Raw genomic sequence first — 19,507 nt, 5'->3', positions numbered from 1 at the left:
TCACGCCACGGTTTGTGCTGCCCGGGCCAGTTGCAGTCGACGGGTGAGCATCGCAACGCTCACCACCAGAATCCCGCACAGGCTGATGACCATCGCCATGGGCACCGCCGTGCCATCGTGCAGCACCACCACCAACGCTGACGCACCGGCAGCCACGCTGAACTGCAAACAGCCGAGCATCGCCGAAGCGCTGCCGGCGCGCGCGCCCTGCCCGCTCATGGCACAGGCCGACGCGTTGGGAATGATGCAGCCCAGGCTGGAGATGCAGATGAACAGTGGAATCAGCACTGGCCATAACTGCTCGGTATGCAGTGAGCAGACCGCCAGCAAGGCCAGGCCCGCCGCCAGATAGATCCAGACCGTACGCGACAGCAGAAAGGCCGGTCCACGCCGGGACAGCAACCGTGCGTTGAGTTGCGCCACCAGGATGAAGCCCGCCGCGTTGCTGCCGAACAGCCAGCCGAAATGCTCGGGGGGAACGCCGTACAACTTGATGAACACAAAGGGCGAGCCTGCGATGTAGGCAAACATCCCGGCGATGGCGATGCCACCCGTCAGGGCATGCCCCAGGAACACCTTGTCCGAAAGCAGCCGACCGTACTGGCGCAACGCGCCTGACAAGGGCTGACGCGGCTGGTTGGCCGGCAAGCTTTCCGGCAACCCCAGCGCCACCGCCAGGGCCGACAATGCGCTGAACAGGGTCAATGCGATAAAGATCGACTGCCAGCCATGCAGGTTGACCAGCAACCCGCCCAGCATCGGTGCCAGAATCGGTGCCAGTCCCATCACCAGCATCAGCTGTGAAAAGACTTTCGCCGACCCCACCGCATCGCACTTGTCGCTGACCACCGCGCGGGAAATCACCATCCCCGCACAACCGCCAAGGGCCTGGACAAAACGTGCACCGATCAACCACTCAAGGCTTGGCGCAAACGCACACACCAGCGACGCCAGGGTGAACAAGGCGACGCCCACCAGCAATGGAATGCGCCGGCCAAAACGGTCAGCCACCGGACCGTATGCCAACTGACCGATCGACAAGCCGAGGAAGTAGGACGCCAACGTCAGCTGGACGTGTTTCTCGTCCGTACCAAAAGCCGCCGCCATGGCCGGAAAAGCCGGCAGATAGAAATCAATGGCCAGCGGCCCGAAAGCGCTCAGGGCGCCAAGAATCAAAATGGTACGGATGTTCATCAGGCGTCCAGGTTACGTCAGTCGGCAGCCCGACAGTCTAGCCGCGCCTGAACGCCTTGAACATTCCGATAGCTCGCTAACTAACAAAAACCTTCAGGCGAGTTTGACCCCGTAGCCTTCTTCGCTGATCAGTTCGATCACTTGGTCAGCGGTCAACTGACTCTCGACCCCAACCTCTTTCGCCGCCAGGTCGACCCGCACGCTGGCCGCTGGATCCTTGGCTTGCAGCGCCTGGGTAATGGCCCGGACGCAGTGACCGCACGACATACCTTGAACGTTGAATACTTGCATGAGGCAGCTCCTTTGATGAGATTGAGGGCAGTCTCGAGCTTGCCACCGTGGCAAGGTCAAGTTCTGCTGTGATCGGCCGGGCTGGCAATCGGCAGCGCGCTCGGCCAAGCTGCGTCATCAATGAATTAACAGCAGGAGATTCAGCCATGCGCTGGTCAGTTTTCAGCCTACTTGGCATGCTCGGTCTTTTCGCCGCCACCCCCTCGGCCAACGCTGAAGACTACGGCGTGCTGATCATTTCTCGCGAACGCCTTGAAGTCGCGACCTCGTGCGAAATTGGCGTGTATATCCAGGATCAACTGTCGGCGCGCCTGTTCCAGGAACAGAGTACCTCGTTCAACTTGCCGCCGGGCACCTTCTCCCTGCGCCTCAAACTGCTCCCGGGGCAAATGCCAGGCTGCAATCCGGGAATGCTGCCCCCCGGTTCGCAAGACATCACCTTGCGCGCCGGCGACATCCAGAAATACCGCATCGCCATGAATGGGCAAGGCGTGTACCTGAAAAAGGCCGGGCTCGGCTATTGAGCCCACCCCTGTCGCCGCTGCCGGACGAGCATGGAGACAAGGATCGCCCCCGTCAAAGATTGGCGCTTGACCTTGCCAGCATGGCAAGGTTGATCCTGTAGGTCATTTCTACAGGGAGTAAGACCGATGTCCGATTCCACCACCTTCGACCTGCCGATCGCCGGCATGACCTGCGCCAGTTGCGCCGGGCGTGTGGAGCGCGCGTTGAGCAAAGTGACCGGCGCCAGCGCAGTCAGCGTCAACCTGGCCACCGAGCAAGCCCGTGTCCAGGCGCCCCCGGACAGCTTGCCGGCGCTGATGGAAGCGGTGCAGCAAGCCGGTTACAGCGTGCCCGCGCAAAGCCTTGAGCTGAGCATTGGCGGCATGACCTGTGCCTCGTGCGTCGGTCGCGTCGAACGCGCCTTGAACAAGGTGGCCGGGGTCAAGAGCGTCAGCGTCAACCTGGCCAATGAGCGTGCCCACCTGGAGTTGCTCGGTCAGGTCGATCCGCAGCAGTTGATCAGCGCGGTCGGCAAGGCGGGTTACACCGCCAGCGTCTGGCAAGCCGAACAGTCCTCCAACGACGATCAGCAACAGCGCCTGCACCGTGAGCGCTGGAGCGTACTGCTGGCTGTTGTCCTGGCATTGCCGCTGGTATTGCCGATGCTGGTGCAACCCTTTGGCCTGCACTGGATGCTCCCGGCCTGGGTACAGTTTGCCCTGGCGACTCCGGTGCAGTTCATTTTCGGCGCACGCTTCTATATCGCGGCCTGGAAGGCCGTGCGGGCTGGTGCGGGCAACATGGACTTGCTGGTAGCCCTGGGCACCAGCGCCGGTTACGGCTTGAGCATTTACCTGTGGGCCACGGCCAGTGCCGGCAGCATGCCCCATCTGTACTTCGAGGCCTCGGCGGTGGTGATCGCCCTGGTGTTGCTGGGCAAGTACCTGGAAAGCCGCGCCAAACGCCAGACCGCCAGCGCCATCCGCGCCCTGGAAGCCTTGCGCCCGGAGCGGGCGATCCAAGTGGTGGACGGTCGCGAACAGGACGTCGCTATCAGTGCCCTGCGCCTCGGTGATCGGGTGCTGGTCAAACCCGGCGAGCGTTTCCCGGTGGACGGCGAAGTGGTCGAAGGCCAGAGTCATGCCGACGAGGCCCTGATCAGCGGCGAAAGCCTTCCCGTGCCCAAGCAGCCCGGTGACAAAGTCACCGGTGGCGCCATCAACGGCGAGGGCCGGTTGCTGGTACGCACCCAGGCCTTGGGTGCTGAAACCGTGCTGGCGCGCATCATTCGCCTGGTGGAGGACGCCCAGGCCGGCAAGGCACCGATTCAGAAACTGGTGGATAAAGTCAGCCAGGTGTTTGTACCGGTGGTCTTGCTCCTGGCCCTGGCCACACTGGTTGGCTGGTGGCTGTACGGTGCGCCCCTGGAAACGGCGGTGATCAACGCCGTTGCCGTGTTGGTGATCGCCTGCCCTTGCGCACTGGGTTTGGCCACGCCGACCGCGATCATGGCCGGTACGGGAGTGGCCGCACGCCACGGGATTCTGATCAAGGACGCCGAAGCCCTGGAGCGAGCCCATGAGGTCAGCGTAGTGGTCTTCGACAAGACCGGCACGCTGACGTCCGGTACCCCGCGCATCGCTCATCTGAGCGCCATCGAGGGTAACGAAGCGACCCTGTTGCAACAGGCTGGCGCCCTGCAACGCGGCAGCGAACACCCGTTGGCCAAAGCGGTACTGGACGCCTGCATCGAGCGCGACTTGCCGGTGGCTGACGTCAGTGCCAGCCAATCGCTGACCGGTCGTGGCATTGCTGGCACCCTGGACACCCGTCGGTTGGCACTGGGCAATCGCCGCCTGCTGGAAGAAAGTGGCTTGAATGCAGGCCCGCTGACTGACTCGGCCGCCGCCTGGGAAGCCGAGGGTCGGACCCTGTCGTGGCTGATCGAACAAAGCCCCGAGCCGCGGGTGCTGGGCCTGTTCGCTTTTGGCGACACCCTCAAGCCCGGTGCGCTGCAGGCGATTGGCGAGTTGAAGGCGCAACACATCGGCAGTCACCTGTTGACGGGCGATAATCGTGGCAGCGCCAAGGTCGTCGCTTCGGCGCTAGGGATCAGCAACGTCCACGCCGAAGTGTTGCCGGCCGAGAAAGCCTCGACCGTCACCGAGCTGAAAAAAACCGGCGTGGTGGCCATGGTCGGCGACGGTATCAACGACGCACCGGCGCTGGCTGCGGCGGACATCGGCATTGCCATGGGTGGCGGCACCGATGTGGCCATGCATGCGGCCGGCATCACCTTGATGCGCGGTGATCCACGGCTGGTACCGGCGGCGCTGGAGATCAGTCGCAAGACCTACGCGAAGATCCGCCAGAATCTGTTCTGGGCCTTTGTCTACAACCTGATCGGGATTCCGCTGGCCGCCTTTGGCTTGCTCAACCCGGTGCTGGCGGGTGCGGCGATGGCCCTGTCCAGCGTCAGCGTCGTGAGCAATGCGCTACTGCTCAAGACCTGGAAGCCCAAAGACCTGGAGGACATTGAATGAACATCGGCCAAGCGGCGAAGCACAGTGGCCTGAGCGCCAAGATGATTCGTTACTACGAGTCCATCGGTCTGCTCAAGCCGGCCCATCGCACCGACAGCGGCTACCGCCTCTATGGCGATGACGACCTGCACAGCCTGGCATTCATCAAGCGTTCACGCGACCTGGGGTTTTCCCTGGAAGAAGTCGGCAAGCTGCTGACCTTGTGGCAGGACCGCCAACGCGCCAGCGCCGACGTCAAGGCACTGGCCCGCCAGCACATCGATGAGCTGAACCAGAAAATCCGTGAGCTGGGCCAGTTGCGCGACACCCTGCAGGACCTGGTGGAGCATTGCCAGGGCGATCACCGCCCCGACTGCCCGATCCTCAAGGAGCTGGCCTCTGGCTGCTGCGCCGAGCCCGCTCGCCCCTGAGTGCCAATCCCCTCAGCACCAGCAAGGTGCCGAGGGGTATCCCGTGAAACAGAGCCACCACCCCACCCGGTGACCACAGGCTATAGAAGGGCGCGGCAATCAACATGCCGACACCGAACCCGGTCATCTGCAGCAGGGTCAGGAAGCTGAAAATCGGCAGCCGCAGGCGGTCCGGTTCACGCTGCAGGCGCGACATCAGGCCAACCTCGGAACAGCCGTCGCCCAATCCTGCCGGCAGGGCGAACAGCAGCAAGCCATAGAGGCTCTGTTGCTGGAACATCAGGATGAAGCCGCTGGACATCAACAGCACGCCGAAGAAAAACCGCCGCTCCAGATTGACGTTCTCCGAGCCTGGCAGGCGACTGGCGATCCGCGCACCGATCAACTTGCCGCAGGCCCATACCGCCAACATCAGGCCCAACGTGGTGCTGGCCGACTCGGGCGTCAACAGTCTGGAAATGATCGGAAAGCCGACGTTGTGTGCGGCACTGCCCAGGGTGTCGGCCATGGACAGCACCAGCATCGCGGCAATCACCGGCGTACTGCGTAACCCATCGCGCAAAACCGCCCATTCACCATTGCTGCGCTCGGGCTGCGCGCGGACCTCTGGCGCTGGAAAGCGCAACGGCAACACAAACAGCGCCGCCAGCAGGTAAGTGACAATGTTCAAAGCGAACACCGCTTCAAAACCAGCACCCGCCACCAACAAACCCGATACCAGGCTGCCGGCAACCATCGCGCCCGAGGACGCCGACGTCAGCCAGGCATTGGTTTTGAGCAGTTGATCGGCGCTGATCATGTTCGGCAGCTGGCTGTTCAGACCGATGGCAAACATCGAGTTGCCCAGCCCGAGGCCAAACGCGATCAGTGGCAACAGCTGCGCGTGTTGGGCCACCGGCAGCAGCACCAGCAACAGCAGCAACCCGGCGCGCAGCACATCGAAGGCCACCAGGGGCGAGCGCCCCCTGAAGCGGCGGTAGAAGGTCGTCCCGATCAGGCTGGCGAAGACCCCGCCGGCCACGCGACTGGCCAGAAAAATCCCGACGCTCATCGCACTGTTACTGAGCAGGTACACGTAAGTGGCCAGCGCCACCATGTTGAGAAATGCACCAAAGTCCGAGACCAGGCGCGCAGCGATGATCAGGTGGGCATTGCGACTGGATTGCCGGGGAGTGGGCAGAGTGTTCACATTCATCCTTGAGTGTGGGTGTTTCGAATATCGTCAGTCTGCAGAAGAGCGCCGGGCGCACAGTAAAAACCCGGCCGAGGCCGGGTTCTTGGTTCAACCGATCACTGCAGCCACGGTGGAGGCGGCTCTTCGGCCTTGCTTGGCGGTGCATCGTCTGCGGCGCGAACCGCCTGGCGGCGCTCCTCGTCCAGGCGCGCGGCCTCGATCTCACGCATGATACCGCCGACGTCCGCCAGCTCTTCCGGTTCGTCGAACTCACCGGTCAGGACGCTGGCCGGGTGCAGGGTACCTGCTTCATACAGGGCCCACATTTCCTTGGCGTACTTGGTGCACTTCAACTCGGGGGCAAAGCGCCCGAAGTAAGAGGCCATGTTGCCCACATCCCGCTCCAGCATGCTGAAGGCGTGGTTATTCCCGGCTGCATCCACCGCCTGCGGCAGGTCGATGATCACCGGGCCGTTTGGCGTCAGCAACACGTTGAACTCGGACAGGTCACCGTGCACCAGACCGGTACACAGCATCAGCACGATCTGAGAAATCAGGAAAGCGTGATACTCGCGTGCCTGATCGGCGTCCAGCACCACGTCATTCAGACGCGGCGCGGCATCGCCGTACTCATCGGCAACCAGTTCCATCAGCAGCACGCCTTCCAGGAAGTCGTACGGCTTGGGCACTCGCACGCCGGCGCTAGCCAGACGAAACAGCGCCGCGACTTCGGCGTTCTGCCAGGCGTCTTCGGTTTCTTTCTTGCCAAACTTGGAGCCCTTGGCCATGGCGCGTGCCTGACGGCTGTTGCGCACCTTGCGGCCTTCCTGATACTCGGCCGCCTGACGAAAACTTCGTTTATTCGCCTCCTTGTAGACCTTGGCGCAACGCAACTCATTGCCGCAGCGCACCACATATACAGCTGCTTCTTTGCCACTCATCAGTGGGCGCAGCACCTCGTCAACCAGACCGTCCTCGATCAGGGGTTCAATGCGTTTTGGAGTCTTCATCAGCTTTTATTGTGGGTCCTTTATTACCAAACACGCGAATGTCACTCGTTATACGGCAATCCTCTCACGGCGGGGAGGGGTTGCCGACCTATGAACCGTGTGGATGCACTCAATGTGCCAGATTTATCAGATTAACCCTGTCGGCCGATGGAAATCATAGCTGAGACTCTGCAGCCTGTTGACCACCGTTTCAGAAGGTATTGGCGACAGCGTCAGAGATCCAGCCGCCAACCCTTCGTAGGGTTTTTCTCGAATGGAGTACCGTTTCACGCTCCCGGGCGTAGGGATGAACCCGTGGCCGAACATCACGCCAACCGCCGCCTGCCGACCGGGCAACCAATCGGCACGGGGCCTAGCGCTCGATAATCGCGGTCACACCCTGGCCGCCGGCAGCGCAGATCGAAATCAGGCCACGCCCCTGCCCTGCCGCCTCCAGCAGCTTGGCCAGGTTGGCGACAATCCGCCCTCCGGTCGCCGCGAACGGGTGCCCGGCCGCCAAGGAGCTGCCTTTGACATTGAGCCGGCTGCGGTCAATGGCCCCCAGGGGCGCATCGAGGCCAAGCCGGGTTTTGCAGTAGTCCCCATCCTCCCAGGCTTTCAAGGTACAGAGCACTTGTGCGGCGAAGGCCTCATGGATTTCGTAGTAGTCGAAGTCCTGCAAGCTCAGGCCATTGCGAGCCAGCAACCGTGGCACCGCGTAGACCGGTGCCATCAACAGCCCTTCGGCGCCGTTGACGAAGTCCACCGCCGCCGCTTCACCGTCGCGCCAGTACGCGAGGATCGGCAAGCCGCGCGCTTGCGCCCATTGTTCACTGGCCAACAACACCACCGAGGCGCCGTCGGTCAGGGGCGTCGAATTACCCGCGGTCAGGGTGCCCAGGGTGCTTTTTTCGAAGGCTGGCTTCAACCCGGCCAGTTTTTCCAAGGTCACGTCCGGGCGCAGGTTGTTGTCGCGGGTCAGGCCCAGAAATGGCGTCAGCAAATCCTTGTGCCAGCCCTCTGCGTAGGCTGCGGCCAGTTTCTGATGGCTCTCAAGGGCCAGTTGATCCTGCTCGGCGCGCGCAATGCCCCAAGTCTGTGCCATCAACTCGCAGTGCTGGCCCATGGACAAACCGGTGCGCGGCTCACCGTTGCGCGGGAACTCCGGGATCAGATGCCGGGGACGCAATTGCAGGAAGGCTTTCAGCTTGTCGCCCGTGGTTTTCCCGCGGTTGGCCTGCAGCAGAATCCTGCGCAGGCCTTCGCTGACGCTGATCGGTGCATCCGACGTGGTATCGACGCCACCGGCAATGCCGCAGTCGATCTGCCCCAGGGCAATCTTGTTCGCCACCAGTAGCGCCGCCTCCAGGCCCGTGCCGCAGGCTTGCTGGATGTCGTAGGCCGGCGTCATCGCTGACAGCCGTGAGCCCAGCACGCATTCGCGGGTCAGGTTCATGTCCCGCGACAACTTCAGCACGGCCCCCGCCACCACTTCCCCCAGGCGCAACCCGTGCAGGTTGTAACGTTCGATCAGGCCTTCGAGCGCGGCGGTCAGCATCGCCTGGTTGCTGGCGGTGGCGTAGGGGCAGTTGGAGCGGGCAAACGGAATGCGGTTACCGCCAATGATTGCCACGCGGCGCAACTGAGTCATGAAAAGCTCCTATTCTGTGAAAGCCACACCCCACAAGCGTAGGCCTTATCTCTTGAATCGAACGACTGATCACCAGGCAGGGTCCACACGTTGAACCCCTGCTGCCGGAGCGTGTTCCATGTCAGACCGCTATATCGACTTCGCCAACTCGTCCCTCGGCCACCGTGTAGTCGGCGCCCTGGGCCTGCCGTCGCCGGTCCGACTGGAGCGTTGGCAAGCCGGTCGCCTCAGACCGGTCGAAGGTGCGTTGCTGATCGGCGGCGGCCCGCTGGCGCAGCAGGTCGGCGCACTGGCCAGCAAGCTCACCGAGCAAATCTACGGCTACGGACCGGAACCGCTGGTGGCCCAGGCCTGGATTCCAGGCCACGGGCCCAGGCTCAAGGCCGTGGTATTCGATGCCAGTGACCTGCTGCACACCGGGCAGCTCAACGCGCTGCGCGAGTTCTTCCAGCCACTGATGAAAAACCTCGATCACTGCGCGCACCTAGTGATTCTCGGCCGGGCTCCCGAGACCCTGGTCGACCCGTTTGCCGCCAGCGCCCAACGTGCACTGGAAGGCTTCAGCCGCTCGCTGGCCAAGGAGCTGCGCAGCGGCGGCACCCTGCAGTTGCTGTATGTCGGCGATGGCGCTGAAGAACAACTCGAAGGCGCGCTGCGGTTTTTCCTCTCGCCCAAATCCGCCTATGTCTCGGGTCAGGTCGTGCGACTCGATCCCTGCGCGACTCAGGTACAGGACTGGACCCGGCCGCTGGCGGGACGCAAGGCATTGGTGACCGGGGCCGCTCGCGGCATTGGCGCATCGATTGCCGAGACCCTGGCCCGCGACGGGGCCGAAGTGGTGCTGCTGGACGTGCCCTCGGCCAGAGCCGACCTCGACGCCCTCGCCGCACGCCTGGGCGGCAACAGCATTGCCCTGGATATCTGCGCTGAAGACGCCGCCACCCGGTTGGTCGAACAATTGCCTGAAGGCATCGACATCCTGGTGCATAACGCCGGTATCACCCGCGACAAAACCCTGGCCAACCTGACGCCGGAGTTCTGGGACGCGGTGCTGGCGGTCAACCTCAATGCCCCGCAAGTGCTGACCAAGGCACTGCTCGACAGCAGCACCCTGCACGATAACGCACGGGTGATCCTGCTGGCATCGATCAGCGGCATTGCCGGCAACCGCGGGCAAACCAACTATGCCGCAAGCAAGGCCGGGCTGATCGGGCTGGCACAGGCCTGGGCTCCGCTGCTGGGAGCGCGCGGGATCAGCATCAATGCCGTAGCACCCGGTTTTATCGAAACCCAAATGACCGCACACATTCCCTTCGCCCTGCGCGAAGCCGGACGACGCATGAGCTCACTGGGGCAAGGAGGGCTGCCGCAGGATGTCGCCGAAGCCGTGGCCTGGCTGGCCCAACCGGGCAGTGGCGCGGTCAGCGGGCAAGCGCTGCGGGTGTGTGGGCAAAGCGTACTGGGGGCTTGATCATGGCGACGGACTGGCAATTATTGAACAGCGCCCCCCACTGGTCGGCGCTCTATTGGCGGGCAGCGACGCGCCGCAAAATCACCGGTACCGAGTTGCCCGATGTGGGCTTGCGCTGCTGGCTCAGCGTCGATGCCGGTCACTTGGCGGCCTACCGTAAAGTCTGCGGTTTTCCCGAAAGCGGCTTGCTGCCAGCGACCTACCCCCAGGTGCTGGCGTTCGGCTTGCAACTGCAGTTACTCACTGACAAGGCGTTCCCGTTCCCGCTGCTGGGGCTGGTGCACCTGGCCAATCGTATCCGTGTGCTGCGGCCCTTGGGCGGTGTCTGCCGGGTGCAGGTCAGTGTGCGGGTGCAAAACCTGCAACCTCATGCCAAGGGCGCAACGTTCGACTTGATCACTTGCGTGGATGACGCGCTGGGGCTGCTCTGGGAAGCCGAAAGCCAGATGCTCTGCAAAGGGGTCGCGCTAGCCGGCGAAGCCGTCGAGCCGGCAGCGGATACCACTGCGCCCATGAACGAAGTGACCCGCTGGTGGGCACCCGGCGAGATCGGCCGCCAGTACGCCAAGGTCTCGGGGGACTACAACCCGATACACCTGAGCACCGCCAGTGCCAGGCTGTTCGGATTCCCCCGGGCCATCGCCCACGGGTTGTGGGTCAAGGCGCGCACATTGGCCGCACTCAGTGGCCGCCTTCCAGATTCGGCTTACGAGATCGCGGTGCAGTTCAAAAAGCCCGTGCGGTTACCCAGTGAGGTTGTCTTGCTGGCCAGCGCCGCGGATGCCCGTGGCGAGCTGAAATTGATCGGTGCCGGGGAACTTGAGCACATGCTTGGCGCCTGGCGGCCGATAGCCCTGCCTAGCCGCGCCGAATGAGAAAAACACCGGCCAGAACCAGCACCAGGCCGGCAATTTTGCCGGCGCTGACGGGCGCCTCGCGAAACCCCGCCCAACCGAAATGATCCAGCGCCAGGGCCATGCCCAGTTGCCCGGCCAGCACCAGCGCCATGAACAGCATCGCGCCGATTCGCGGTCCGGCGAACGCCGCGGTGGTGATGAAAAAAGCCCCCAGCAAACCGCCGCTCCAGTGCCACCAGGTCAGGCTCTTGAGCGCCGTCAATGTCGGCGCTTCACGCTGGATCATCACCAGCAGCAACAACGCCATGGTGCCGACAAAAAACGAAATCAATGCGGCGGCCAGCACACTGGAAACCTGTTTGGCCAGTTGCCCATTGATGCCGGCTTGCAGCGGTAAAAACGCACCGGCAACAAACGGCAGACACAGTAACCACCAGACGGGAGCCGGCATGATGTTCTCCAGGGAATCGATTGGGGATGCAGTATACGCACTCGACTCCCAACGTGTAGGCACCGTTTAATCCGGCTCGGCCCAACATGGTTAATTGTATATATATCACTTAAGTTTTTTATCCGCCACGCAGCCCCATAGAAACACACACCTGTTGATTTAAAAGGAATTTTTCACAAGCCACGATCAGCAACCACACCCTTGGTATTAGTCGTTTGGCAGGGTCCCCACCCTTGTATATAAGTTGTTAATACCAAGTTGAGAATGGCGTGAAACAGCCCCTGTATTAGATATGTACACAACGGACGAGGCATTGCCGGCACAAGAATCGGCAAGCCCTCGAAAATAAAAACAGTTGTGACAGGTGCAAGGAAACTCACTCATGAACACTCACGTTTTGTTGAAAACCAGTACTGCATTGGCCCTGGTGCTGAGCCTCTCACTGGGGGGCTGTAGCAGCGGCGGTGGCGGTCATCACAGCGCATCCGACAGTTCGTCACCGGATGCCGCGGCAGGCACTGCGGGAGGCGATGGCTCCGGCAGCGGTGAAGGTACAGGAGGCACTGGGGGCTATCGTGCCGACCCGGCCACCATCCTGCTGCTGGACAACGGCCTGCAACTCAAGTCCCACCGCGAGAACGACCGCTACTCGATGGGGTTCACCCATGCGCTGATCGCCGCGCCGACCCAGCAACTCAACGCCGGTGCCAGGCTGTATGCGGTGGATGACAAGACGCGCTACACCGTGGTCGGTGACGGGCGCACGGTCGATATCAAAACCGACATCCGCGCCCTGGCCATTGAAAGCGACTGGCGCAAGGCCGATGACCGCCAACTGCGTATTCTCAGTGGCGGCCTGTACCAGGGTATCGATGGCATGGGCACCAACAGCGATGACTCGACCTACGACCTGGACTTCTGCGGCTCTCGGGCGTGCAAAGCAACACGTTCTTCGACAACTGGCAAGGCGTGCTGTCGGCCGCGCTGTACTGGACCGACGACACCCTGCCCGACAGCGAGCGCGCCGTCTTCGGCGGGCAGAACTTCGGCCGTGGCTACCCCGACGACCAGGCCTCGGGTGACAAAGGCTGGGGCGTCGCCTACGAGGTCAACTACAGCTACAACCGCGACGGCAGCTGGGTGCGCATCCTCTGGACCAGGCCAAGACCTGGTTCAACACCTTGCCGGTACAAGGCAGCAACCTGTCCTCCGCCGCCCTCGGCCTGCGCCTGGGCGATGCCAAGTACTACAACGTTGCTCTGGAAGCCGGCAAGGCCATGTCCGATGAAGCCCTGGACACCTTCAACCGGCGCACACGCTACAGCATCAGTTTCAGTTACCAGTTGTAGGACAGCACAAACAGAACGACTCGCTCATGGCGCAATGCTGTTCAGTTAAGAAAGGCTTGAAGCGGGTGAGAGACCCGTGGCGAGCGAGCTTGCTCGCGCTGGTGCGCGAAGCGCGCCCAACAAAGCGACTGCGGTCTTTCAGAACGAGCTCGACGATAGTTTTTGGGGCTGCTCTGCAGCCCAGCGCGAGCAAGCTCGCTCGCCACGGGGGATGTATTGAGCAACCCTATCCTTAACTGAACAGCATTACGCTCATGGCGGGTCGCTTGCTTGTCGTGGTCACACTCTCATGTTGCGTTCAATGCGTGACCGATTGCAATTGTGGCTGTGGAAAAAGGTTGTTCAGGGTTTCCAGCAGACGGATGTGATAAATGGGCTTGCGAAACAGATCCAGCACCTGCAGGCGCAACAGGTCACTGACATCATCCATGTCGGCATGACCCGAGGTGACAATCACCGGCAAGTGTTGACGCAAGGTGTGCTCACGGAGACGGCGGATCAACGACATGCCACTTTCTTCGGGCATGCGCAGATCCGTGATGACCAGCGCGATATCGGGGTGGCGAGTCAGATGCTGCAGGGCAAGTTTGACTGAAGTCGCCGTGAGGCAACAAAAGCCCTCACCCTCCAGCAGTTCAGCCAACTCCAACAGGGCGTCTTCTTCATCGTCCACCAACAGGAGTTGCTGTCGTGGCATGGAAAGCTCAGTCATGTGGTGTACCCATAGCGAAAAAACCAAGATCAAACCACTGTTGTCGATGCTTGCGACTTGATCAACTTGTCAGGCCGGCTTGACCACCGCAGTGCCACCCAACCCTTTGAGAACATCGTTGAATATATTGAAAACCTCAGTGCCGATCGGTGAGATAAACAACACCACCAACGTGGCGACCATTGCAGCAACAATAGCGTACTCAATCGCTGATGCGCCTTCGGTCCGATCGAAAAGCTGACGGGTTTTGAGTACCAGCACGTGAAGGGTCATCAGACTTCTCCTTGCGCCAAAGGCGCGAATGAACGGAACTGCGACATGATTTCTCTGTGCCACCGGAGCATTGTCAGCAAAGCCCTCTCCAGCAACTGTAAGAACCAACTAATCACAAAGTAGTAATCCGGCCGTAGACACCCAAATAACTTAGCTTTACAGGGACCTCATCTTTCGGGGGGTATTTTCAAGTTCAGTAGTGGCATTTTGGATTAGCTGCGCTACCTTCAAATAGCCAAATCGTTGCTTGTTCATAGCTGCCAGATTGCGAAGTTATCTCGTCGAGTGTCACGAGCCGATGATGCAGCAGGAAAGGGAGAGCCGTCATGAACAGTCGTGTCACCATGGGGCTGGCTGGACTCTTGTTTGTCGCAGCCATCATTGTCGGATACTGGGGACTGGTCTTGAGCCCGCAACCGGCTCCGATTGCAGAATCGGTTGTTCCGCCTCTTGCGCCCCCCACCGTGGTTGAAAAACCATCGCGAATGCCGAAGACCAGACTCGCCAACCGGTGGTGGTGCGTGATGTGCCGCCATTCATCCCGTTGACGGCCACCGATGTAGCCCTGGAAAAACTTCGTAGCGCTCCTGCTGGCAGTTTGAAACGCGGTGATCAATCCAATCACCCCACCCTGTCGGGCCGGACCGCATAACCGCGAACGTGGAGACATCGAGCACTCCGTTGCTGGCACACGGCCAGACGCTACCTCCAGTAGTGCTCGAAGTGTAGTCAAGGCTCGGCCTTTCCCCTCCAGACTTACTTCGGTGGGTAGTTGCTCAGGATCCGTCGGGCAGTCTCGCGAATCGCATTGCTGCGATCAGTGGGATTCGGCGAACTGCTGAGCATCTGCTCGTCACTGCCGCGCCACACCAGCTTGCCGTCCTTGCCGTCGATCAGGTCGATCTGCAAGGTGGCGACCTTGTAGGTCACGTTGCGCGTTTCGTTGTACATCGGCGCGCCATAGTAGCCGTTCCAGGGATTGCCCCAGGCGCCACCGTAGTTGGTGGTGACCTGTTGCTGACGCTCCTCGACGATCAGGTAAGTCTGCACATTGAGATCACCCTTGCTGCCGCCGGCGGCAGGACGCAGGCCACGCTGGTCGAGCTGATCGGCCACGGACTGGCGAATGCGTTGCTCGGTGAGGTCACTCTTGATCCGCGGATCATCGGGACGGTATTGCAGGGCCGGCTCTTTCCAGCTCCAGCTGCGATAGGCACTGAAGTCGCGGCTGGCGTCATAGTCGTGATTGATCTGGTTGGACTGGCAAGCACTGAGCAGCACGACACAGGCCAGTAAAGCGAGGCGGCGAAACATGATTTTTCTCCGGTTCGGACACGCAACCAAATGCGTATCATTAACCGGGAGGATACGCCGCTACCGCCTTTTCTACAGCCTCCCTTAATGCTTTTGCACGCTGGGTTTCGTTGTCGTCGAGGCCGGTTTCGGCACTGGTACTCCAGACCAGTTGCCCGGTTTCGGCGTCGTACAGGTCTACCCTGACCACCAGCACTTGCACCGTGTAGGTGCGCACGACGGGAACGGTGTTGTACATGCCGTAACCACTGCCATAGCCGCCACCGTAGCGGTTGTAGCCACCGTAGGCGCCATACCCGTAGTCATCCTGCGCTTGTTGCAGCCGGGTGTCCTGTTGCAACTCGGCGCTGACCCACAGATCGGCCGGACTGTTGTCATGCAACGGGCGCAAGCCCCGTTGGTCCAGGGCATTGCTGACCAACTCGGCGATCTGCGCCGAGTCGGCCCAGGTCGAACCGCTGGGCAACTGGCCGTCGAGCCAGGCCCAACTGCGGTAACGGGCATAATCTCGAGGCGCGGCCGGATAGGCGCTGCGGTCAAAGGTCTTGGCGGCTTGCGGCGGGGCCGGTGGCAACGGGTTGGAGCTGGCGACATACGGATTGCTGCCTTGGCAGGCGACAAGCCCCAGGCACAGCAGGATCAATCCCGGGTGGCGTTTCATGGTGCTCTCCACAGATGCCGGCTTCAGGCCGGACGACAGATCCAGTGCAGGTAACGCCCGAGCCCGGCGAACGTCGGATGCCGACGGTGGGCCAGTTCCATTTCCAGCAGGTCGATCAGTTCGGCGCGGGCCTGGAACTCCACCGGCATGTAGTCATGGAAAACCCGCACACCGCTCTGGGTTTCGACCGTCCACAAGCTTTGCAGTTGTGCTGCCAACTCCCGTGGATCCAGGGGCATTTGCGGAGTCAGGCTCTGTTTCTCCCCCGCCATGTCGTTCTTGCGCATCTTACGGAAATGGCCCTTGAGCAAGTTGCGGTAAATCAAGGCATCACGGTTATAGAACGCCAGCGACAGCCAGCCGTCCTGAGTGGTCAGCTGATGCAGCACGGGCAGAATCGCGTGGGGCTCTGCCAGCCACTCCAGCACCGCATGACACAGCACCAGGTCATAGGGCTCTGTCAGTTGTCCCAGCAGTTCCTGCCAGGGTGCCTGGATGAAGGTTGCGGTTTGCCCGGCGTCGGCGAATCGCTGGCGAGCGCCGTTCAGCATAGGTTCGGCGGGTTCGGCCAGGGTGACCTGATGGCCGCGCTCGGCCAGCCACAGCGACATGTGGCCCAGGCCCGCGCCGATATCCAGCACCCGCAATGGACGATCCGGCAGGGTCTCGGCCAGGTCAGCCTGTAGCACTGCCAGGCGGATCGCGCCTTTGGCCCCGCCGTAGATTTTTTCGGCGAAACGAGTCGCCAACTGATCGAAATGACGGTCGCTCATCAGCTGAACCTCCGTTCGCTATCCGCCAGTTTGCTGCGCACGACCTGTTCCATGTCCAACCCCAGTTCGCTGCACAACAGCAGTAGATAAAGCACGATATCACCGACTTCCTGACCGGCATGGGCGAGCTTTTCCGGCGGCAGTTGCCGCGACTGGTCCTCGCTCAGCCACTGGAAGATTTCCACCAGTTCGGCCATTTCCACACTGGCGGCCATGGCCAGGTTTTTCGGGCTGTGAAATTGCCGCCAGTCATTGCGGTCGCGGATGCTGTGCAGGCGTTCGGTCAGTTCAACAAGGTTCATCGGGCTCTCCTGAAGGCGTATAGCTTCGGGCGGATGGCCGATGAAGGCAAGCTCGGTCAATCGGTGGGTCAATCGACCACGCTGAACTCGACCCGCGCGGTCTGCCCACCTTCGTCCAGCACGCTCAACTCGACGCGTCCCAGCTGTTCAAAGGTGGCATTGATGCTGTCCTGATTGGCGCTGTCGCCCAAGGGGGTACCGTTGACAAACCACCAACGCCGTCCAGTGCCACCCAGCGCCGATAACTTCAGCCGCAGCCGTTCCCGACTGGCCGCGGGCCGGCGCACCTGATCACCGTCGCGCACGCCGACAATCGACAGCGGTGAAGACGCCGCCAGCACCGGTCCCGGGCAATCCGGATCATTGGCCGGCACGCGTGCTTCACGGCGTTCGATGCGTGGCAACCAGGGCTCCAGCGGTGCCGGCCACAAGGCGATATCCCGCGCCACGGCGCCCGGGCATTTGCTGTCGACCCGCAGCCCTTTGCCATTGACCCAGATCTTTTCCACCAGGCCCACGCCCAAGGGCTGGTCCAGGGCCTGCAAGGTCGGCGGCGTGGTGCCGTCCAGCGTCCAGGCGAAGCGCTGGCGGCGGCAGTTCGGGTCGCTGCGGCTCATCGGCTGGCCCAGCGGCCAACAGATCGCCGCGACCCCGACATTCGCGGGCACCGCCTGTACCGGTGCGCTGATGCCGCGCTGGCTGTCGCGGTTGATCAGTAGGTCATGCACTTGCAGCATCAACGGCGCCGCCGAGGCCAGGCCAAACTGCCCCGGCACCGGCGTGCCGTCCGGACGTCCGATCCAGATGCCAATCAGGTAACTCGGGCCGACGCCGATGGCCCAGGCATCGCGAAAGCCGTAGCTGGTACCGGTTTTCCAGGCCAGCAGCGGACGCTGCACCAACTCGGCACGCGGGTCACGGTCGGGACGGGCCTGGCCACTGAGAATCCGCCGCACAATCCACGCCGAGCCCGGCGACAGCAGCGGTCGTTCGCGCAGTTGATCGTCAGGCTGCAAACGGACGGTGGCGCTCTTGCCACCACGGGCGAATGCGCTGTAGCCACTGACCAGGTCCTCCAGGCGACTGCCGGCACCGCCAAGGATCAACGACAGGTTCGGCTCGGCCAGCGGTGGCAGGGCCAAGGGCATGCCGCCCATGCGCATTTCGGCGGCAAAGCGTTTCGGCCCATAGGCTTCCAGCAACTGCACCGCGGGCAGGTTCAGTGACGTCGACAGCGCGCTGCTGGCCGCTACCGGACCACTGAAGCCCATGGAGAAATTGCCCGGTCGATAGTCGCCATAACGTCGTGGCACGTCCTGCAACAAGGTCTCGGAATGGATCAGCCCGGCGTCCAATGCCATGCCGTAGAGGAAAGGCTTGAGGGTCGAGCCGGGAGAGCGCATGGCACTGATCATGTCGACATGACCAAAGCGTCGGGTGTCGTTGATGTCCACCGATCCCAGGTAGGCACGCACGGCCATGGTTTCTGCCTCGACCACCAGAATCGCCGCCGAGGTGTGCTCCGGAAAACGCGCGCGCCAGCCCAGCAACAAGTCTTCAAGCCGCCGCTGCAGGTTGGCGTCGAGGGTGGTGCGAATCAGCGGTGGGCTGTCCGGGCGGTTCAACCGCCGCGCCAACAGCGGTGCCAGGCTCGGCTCCAGGCGTGGCGCCAGTAACAAGGGTTCTTCCAGGGCTTCATCGACCACGGCCTGCGGCCACACCCGGTACGCCGCGAGCCTGCGTAACACCTTGTCGCGCGCGGCTTGCGCACGCGCCGGATGACGGTCCGGACGCAAGCGACTCGGCGCCTGTGGCAACACTGCCAGTAGCGCGGCTTCGGCCTGGGTCAGGTGCAGCGGCGACTTGCCCAGATACGCCCAACTCGCCGCCGCCACCCCTTGCAGGGTACCGCCGAACGGTGCGCGGTTAAGGTACAGGGTGAGAATCTGATCCTTGGTCAAGTGCCACTCCAACTGCCCGGTCCGCCACAGTTGACGCAACTTGCCCGCCAGCGTTCGCGAATGCGGATCCAGCAGACGTGCCACCTGCATCGACAAGGTGCTGCCACCGGACAACACTCGCCCGCCGAACAGGTTCTGCCACGCGGCTCGGCCCAGGGCCAGGGGATTGACCCCCGGGTGCTGGTAGAACCAGCGATCTTCATAGGTCAGCAGCGCGTCGAGGTAGTCGGGTGACACCTGCGACGTGTCGACCGGATAACGCCATACGCCATTGGCATCGGCGAAGCGCCATAACGGCGTGCCGTCTTCGGCCAGCACCACCCGCGCCAGATCGTCCCCGGGCAAGGGCAGTGGCCAGATCCGATCGGCCAGCCAGAGCAGCGCAACCACCAGCAACAACCCGCCCACAACCCAACGGCCAACCCGCAGAAGCCTGCGGGCCGGCGAACGCGCCCTGCCTGGCACACCCCGTCGCGCCCTTCGCGGGCAAGCCCGCGCCCACAGGGAACGCATGTGCTGCGCTATCATCCGCACTCTCAACACCGCAAACCTCTATGCCTCAAGGGAACTCCAGCCTGCACGCAACGGCCAAAGGTTCAGCGCTGGCAATGCCCCTACAGACTTTCA

The 19,507-nt window shown here is 62.3% G+C and carries 18 protein-coding genes and 2 pseudogenes; 7 read left to right on the top strand and 13 right to left on the bottom strand.

The genetic code is table 11. The features are described from left to right. Both CKW25_RS05950 and CKW25_RS05945 read right to left on the bottom strand, forming a co-directional pair. Positions 1-1,194, bottom strand: a complete 1,194-nt coding sequence (locus CKW25_RS05950; protein ID WP_095078264.1) for a multidrug effflux MFS transporter — start codon at positions 1,192-1,194, stop codon at positions 1-3. A gap of 93 nt (positions 1,195-1,287) precedes the next feature. Continuing rightward, on the bottom strand, positions 1,288-1,485 hold the full coding sequence (locus CKW25_RS05945) for a heavy-metal-associated domain-containing protein (protein WP_095078263.1): 198 nt from the start codon (positions 1,483-1,485) through the stop codon (positions 1,288-1,290). A gap of 146 nt (positions 1,486-1,631) precedes the next feature. Between CKW25_RS05945 and CKW25_RS05940 the strand changes: the two genes are divergently transcribed. From CKW25_RS05940 to cueR, 3 genes are all read left to right on the top strand, one after another. Next, positions 1,632-2,009, top strand: a complete 378-nt coding sequence (locus CKW25_RS05940) for a hypothetical protein (RefSeq protein ID WP_095078262.1) — start codon at positions 1,632-1,634, stop codon at positions 2,007-2,009. A 126-nt stretch (positions 2,010-2,135) separates the two neighbouring features. Then, on the top strand, positions 2,136-4,532 hold the full coding sequence (locus CKW25_RS05935; RefSeq protein WP_095078261.1) for a heavy metal translocating P-type ATPase: 2,397 nt from the start codon (positions 2,136-2,138) through the stop codon (positions 4,530-4,532). After that, the gene (gene cueR, locus CKW25_RS05930; protein ID WP_095078260.1) at positions 4,529-4,942 is read left to right on the top strand and encodes a Cu(I)-responsive transcriptional regulator; all 414 of its coding nucleotides are present in this window, start codon (positions 4,529-4,531) and stop codon (positions 4,940-4,942) included. Before CKW25_RS05935 ends, cueR begins: the two co-directional genes overlap by 4 nt. Here the strand turns inward: cueR and CKW25_RS05925 are convergent. The 3 genes from CKW25_RS05925 to CKW25_RS05915 all read right to left on the bottom strand — a co-directional run bounded on the left by CKW25_RS05925 (position 4,896) and on the right by CKW25_RS05915 (position 8,756). Beyond that, positions 4,896-6,131: an MFS transporter gene (locus CKW25_RS05925; protein WP_256577935.1), complete on the bottom strand. Its 1,236-nt coding sequence runs from the start codon at positions 6,129-6,131 to the stop codon at positions 4,896-4,898. The two genes, cueR and CKW25_RS05925, sit on opposite strands and share 47 nt — an antisense overlap. A 101-nt stretch (positions 6,132-6,232) precedes the next feature. Then, positions 6,233-7,126 (bottom strand): PA4780 family RIO1-like protein kinase, encoded by an 894-nt coding sequence (locus CKW25_RS05920; RefSeq protein ID WP_095078258.1) that lies wholly within the window; start codon positions 7,124-7,126, stop codon positions 6,233-6,235. Between the two features lie 352 nt (positions 7,127-7,478). Further along, complete coding sequence (locus tag CKW25_RS05915; RefSeq protein WP_095078257.1) at positions 7,479-8,756, bottom strand: acetyl-CoA C-acetyltransferase; 1,278 nt, start codon at positions 8,754-8,756, stop codon at positions 7,479-7,481. A 118-nt stretch (positions 8,757-8,874) separates the two neighbouring features. Here CKW25_RS05915 and CKW25_RS05910 point away from each other — a divergent pair, with 118 nt between their 5' ends. Together CKW25_RS05910 and CKW25_RS05905 are read left to right on the top strand one after the other, a co-directional pair. Next, complete coding sequence (locus CKW25_RS05910) at positions 8,875-10,227, top strand: 3-oxoacyl-ACP reductase (RefSeq protein ID WP_095078256.1); 1,353 nt, start codon at positions 8,875-8,877, stop codon at positions 10,225-10,227. A 2-nt stretch (positions 10,228-10,229) separates the two neighbouring features. After that, positions 10,230-11,102: a MaoC family dehydratase gene (locus tag CKW25_RS05905; protein WP_095078255.1), complete on the top strand. Its 873-nt coding sequence runs from the start codon at positions 10,230-10,232 to the stop codon at positions 11,100-11,102. On the opposite strand, the gene CKW25_RS05900 is transcribed toward CKW25_RS05905, so the two are convergent. Further along, positions 11,086-11,535 carry a DMT family transporter gene (locus tag CKW25_RS05900; protein WP_095078254.1) on the bottom strand — a complete coding sequence of 150 codons (450 nt, stop codon included), beginning with the start codon at positions 11,533-11,535 and terminating at the stop codon, positions 11,086-11,088. The genes CKW25_RS05905 and CKW25_RS05900 overlap by 17 nt on opposite strands. A 571-nt stretch (positions 11,536-12,106) precedes the next feature. Between CKW25_RS05900 and CKW25_RS05895 the strand changes: the two are divergent. Further along, positions 12,107-12,884, top strand: a pseudogene (locus tag CKW25_RS05895) (ShlB/FhaC/HecB family hemolysin secretion/activation protein); the annotation flags it as partial. Positions 12,885-13,182: 298 nt separating this feature from the next. Here CKW25_RS05895 and CKW25_RS05890 read toward each other — a convergent pair. Continuing rightward, a complete protein-coding gene (locus CKW25_RS05890; RefSeq protein ID WP_095078253.1) occupies positions 13,183-13,596 on the bottom strand; it encodes a response regulator in 414 nt (137 codons plus the stop codon). 69 nt (positions 13,597-13,665) lie between these two features. Beyond that, the gene (locus CKW25_RS05885) at positions 13,666-13,869 is read right to left on the bottom strand and encodes a Flp family type IVb pilin (protein WP_095078252.1); all 204 of its coding nucleotides are present in this window, start codon (positions 13,867-13,869) and stop codon (positions 13,666-13,668) included. Between the two features lie 326 nt (positions 13,870-14,195). Between CKW25_RS05885 and CKW25_RS26940 the strand changes: the two are divergent. Continuing rightward, positions 14,196-14,488: pseudogene (locus tag CKW25_RS26940) on the top strand (Flp pilus assembly protein CpaB); the annotation flags it as partial. Between the two features lie 137 nt (positions 14,489-14,625). On the opposite strand, the gene CKW25_RS05875 reads toward CKW25_RS26940, so the two are convergent. From CKW25_RS05875 to pbpC, 5 genes are all read right to left on the bottom strand, one after another. Then, positions 14,626-15,183 carry a DUF4136 domain-containing protein gene (locus CKW25_RS05875; protein ID WP_095078251.1) on the bottom strand — a complete coding sequence of 186 codons (558 nt, stop codon included), beginning with the start codon at positions 15,181-15,183 and terminating at the stop codon, positions 14,626-14,628. Positions 15,184-15,223: 40 nt separating this feature from the next. Then, positions 15,224-15,844, bottom strand: coding sequence for a DUF4136 domain-containing protein (locus tag CKW25_RS05870; RefSeq protein ID WP_095078250.1), 621 nt, complete (start codon positions 15,842-15,844; stop codon positions 15,224-15,226). Between the two features lie 23 nt (positions 15,845-15,867). Beyond that, a complete protein-coding gene (locus CKW25_RS05865) occupies positions 15,868-16,617 on the bottom strand; it encodes a methyltransferase (protein ID WP_095078249.1) in 750 nt (249 codons plus the stop codon). Continuing rightward, the gene (locus tag CKW25_RS05860; RefSeq protein WP_095078248.1) at positions 16,617-16,919 is read right to left on the bottom strand and encodes a MazG-like family protein; all 303 of its coding nucleotides are present in this window, start codon (positions 16,917-16,919) and stop codon (positions 16,617-16,619) included. Before CKW25_RS05860 ends, CKW25_RS05865 begins: the two co-directional genes overlap by 1 nt. A gap of 68 nt (positions 16,920-16,987) precedes the next feature. Further along, positions 16,988-19,345: a peptidoglycan glycosyltransferase PbpC gene (pbpC, locus tag CKW25_RS05855; RefSeq protein ID WP_256577934.1), complete on the bottom strand. Its 2,358-nt coding sequence runs from the start codon at positions 19,343-19,345 to the stop codon at positions 16,988-16,990. Positions 19,346-19,507 lie beyond the last annotated feature (162 nt).

It is taken from the genome of Pseudomonas sp. Irchel s3h17 (genome assembly GCF_900187505.1).
Lineage (GTDB): Bacteria > Pseudomonadota > Gammaproteobacteria > Pseudomonadales > Pseudomonadaceae > Aquipseudomonas.
This window is presented reverse-complemented; position numbering and strand designations above follow the sequence as displayed.

Excerpts from the sequence above, each read along its gene's own strand:
- CKW25_RS05950 (WP_095078264.1), bottom strand. The coding sequence starts at position 1,194 with ATGAACATCCGTACCATTTTGATTCTTGGCGCCCTGAGCGCTTTCGGG.
- CKW25_RS05945 (WP_095078263.1), bottom strand. The coding sequence starts at position 1,485 with ATGCAAGTATTCAACGTTCAAGGTATGTCGTGCGGTCACTGCGTCCGG.
- CKW25_RS05940 (WP_095078262.1), top strand. The coding sequence starts at position 1,632 with ATGCGCTGGTCAGTTTTCAGCCTACTTGGCATGCTCGGTCTTTTCGCC.
- CKW25_RS05935 (WP_095078261.1), top strand. The coding sequence starts at position 2,136 with ATGTCCGATTCCACCACCTTCGACCTGCCGATCGCCGGCATGACCTGC.
- cueR (WP_095078260.1), top strand. The coding sequence starts at position 4,529 with ATGAACATCGGCCAAGCGGCGAAGCACAGTGGCCTGAGCGCCAAGATG.
- CKW25_RS05920 (WP_095078258.1), bottom strand. The coding sequence starts at position 7,126 with ATGAAGACTCCAAAACGCATTGAACCCCTGATCGAGGACGGTCTGGTT.
- CKW25_RS05915 (WP_095078257.1), bottom strand. The coding sequence starts at position 8,756 with ATGACTCAGTTGCGCCGCGTGGCAATCATTGGCGGTAACCGCATTCCG.
- CKW25_RS05910 (WP_095078256.1), top strand. The coding sequence starts at position 8,875 with ATGTCAGACCGCTATATCGACTTCGCCAACTCGTCCCTCGGCCACCGT.
- CKW25_RS05905 (WP_095078255.1), top strand. The coding sequence starts at position 10,230 with ATGGCGACGGACTGGCAATTATTGAACAGCGCCCCCCACTGGTCGGCG.
- CKW25_RS05900 (WP_095078254.1), bottom strand. The coding sequence starts at position 11,535 with ATGCCGGCTCCCGTCTGGTGGTTACTGTGTCTGCCGTTTGTTGCCGGT.
- CKW25_RS05890 (WP_095078253.1), bottom strand. The coding sequence starts at position 13,596 with ATGACTGAGCTTTCCATGCCACGACAGCAACTCCTGTTGGTGGACGAT.
- CKW25_RS05885 (WP_095078252.1), bottom strand. The coding sequence starts at position 13,869 with ATGACCCTTCACGTGCTGGTACTCAAAACCCGTCAGCTTTTCGATCGG.
- CKW25_RS05875 (WP_095078251.1), bottom strand. The coding sequence starts at position 15,183 with ATGTTTCGCCGCCTCGCTTTACTGGCCTGTGTCGTGCTGCTCAGTGCT.
- CKW25_RS05870 (WP_095078250.1), bottom strand. The coding sequence starts at position 15,844 with ATGAAACGCCACCCGGGATTGATCCTGCTGTGCCTGGGGCTTGTCGCC.
- CKW25_RS05865 (WP_095078249.1), bottom strand. The coding sequence starts at position 16,617 with ATGAGCGACCGTCATTTCGATCAGTTGGCGACTCGTTTCGCCGAAAAA.
- CKW25_RS05860 (WP_095078248.1), bottom strand. The coding sequence starts at position 16,919 with ATGAACCTTGTTGAACTGACCGAACGCCTGCACAGCATCCGCGACCGC.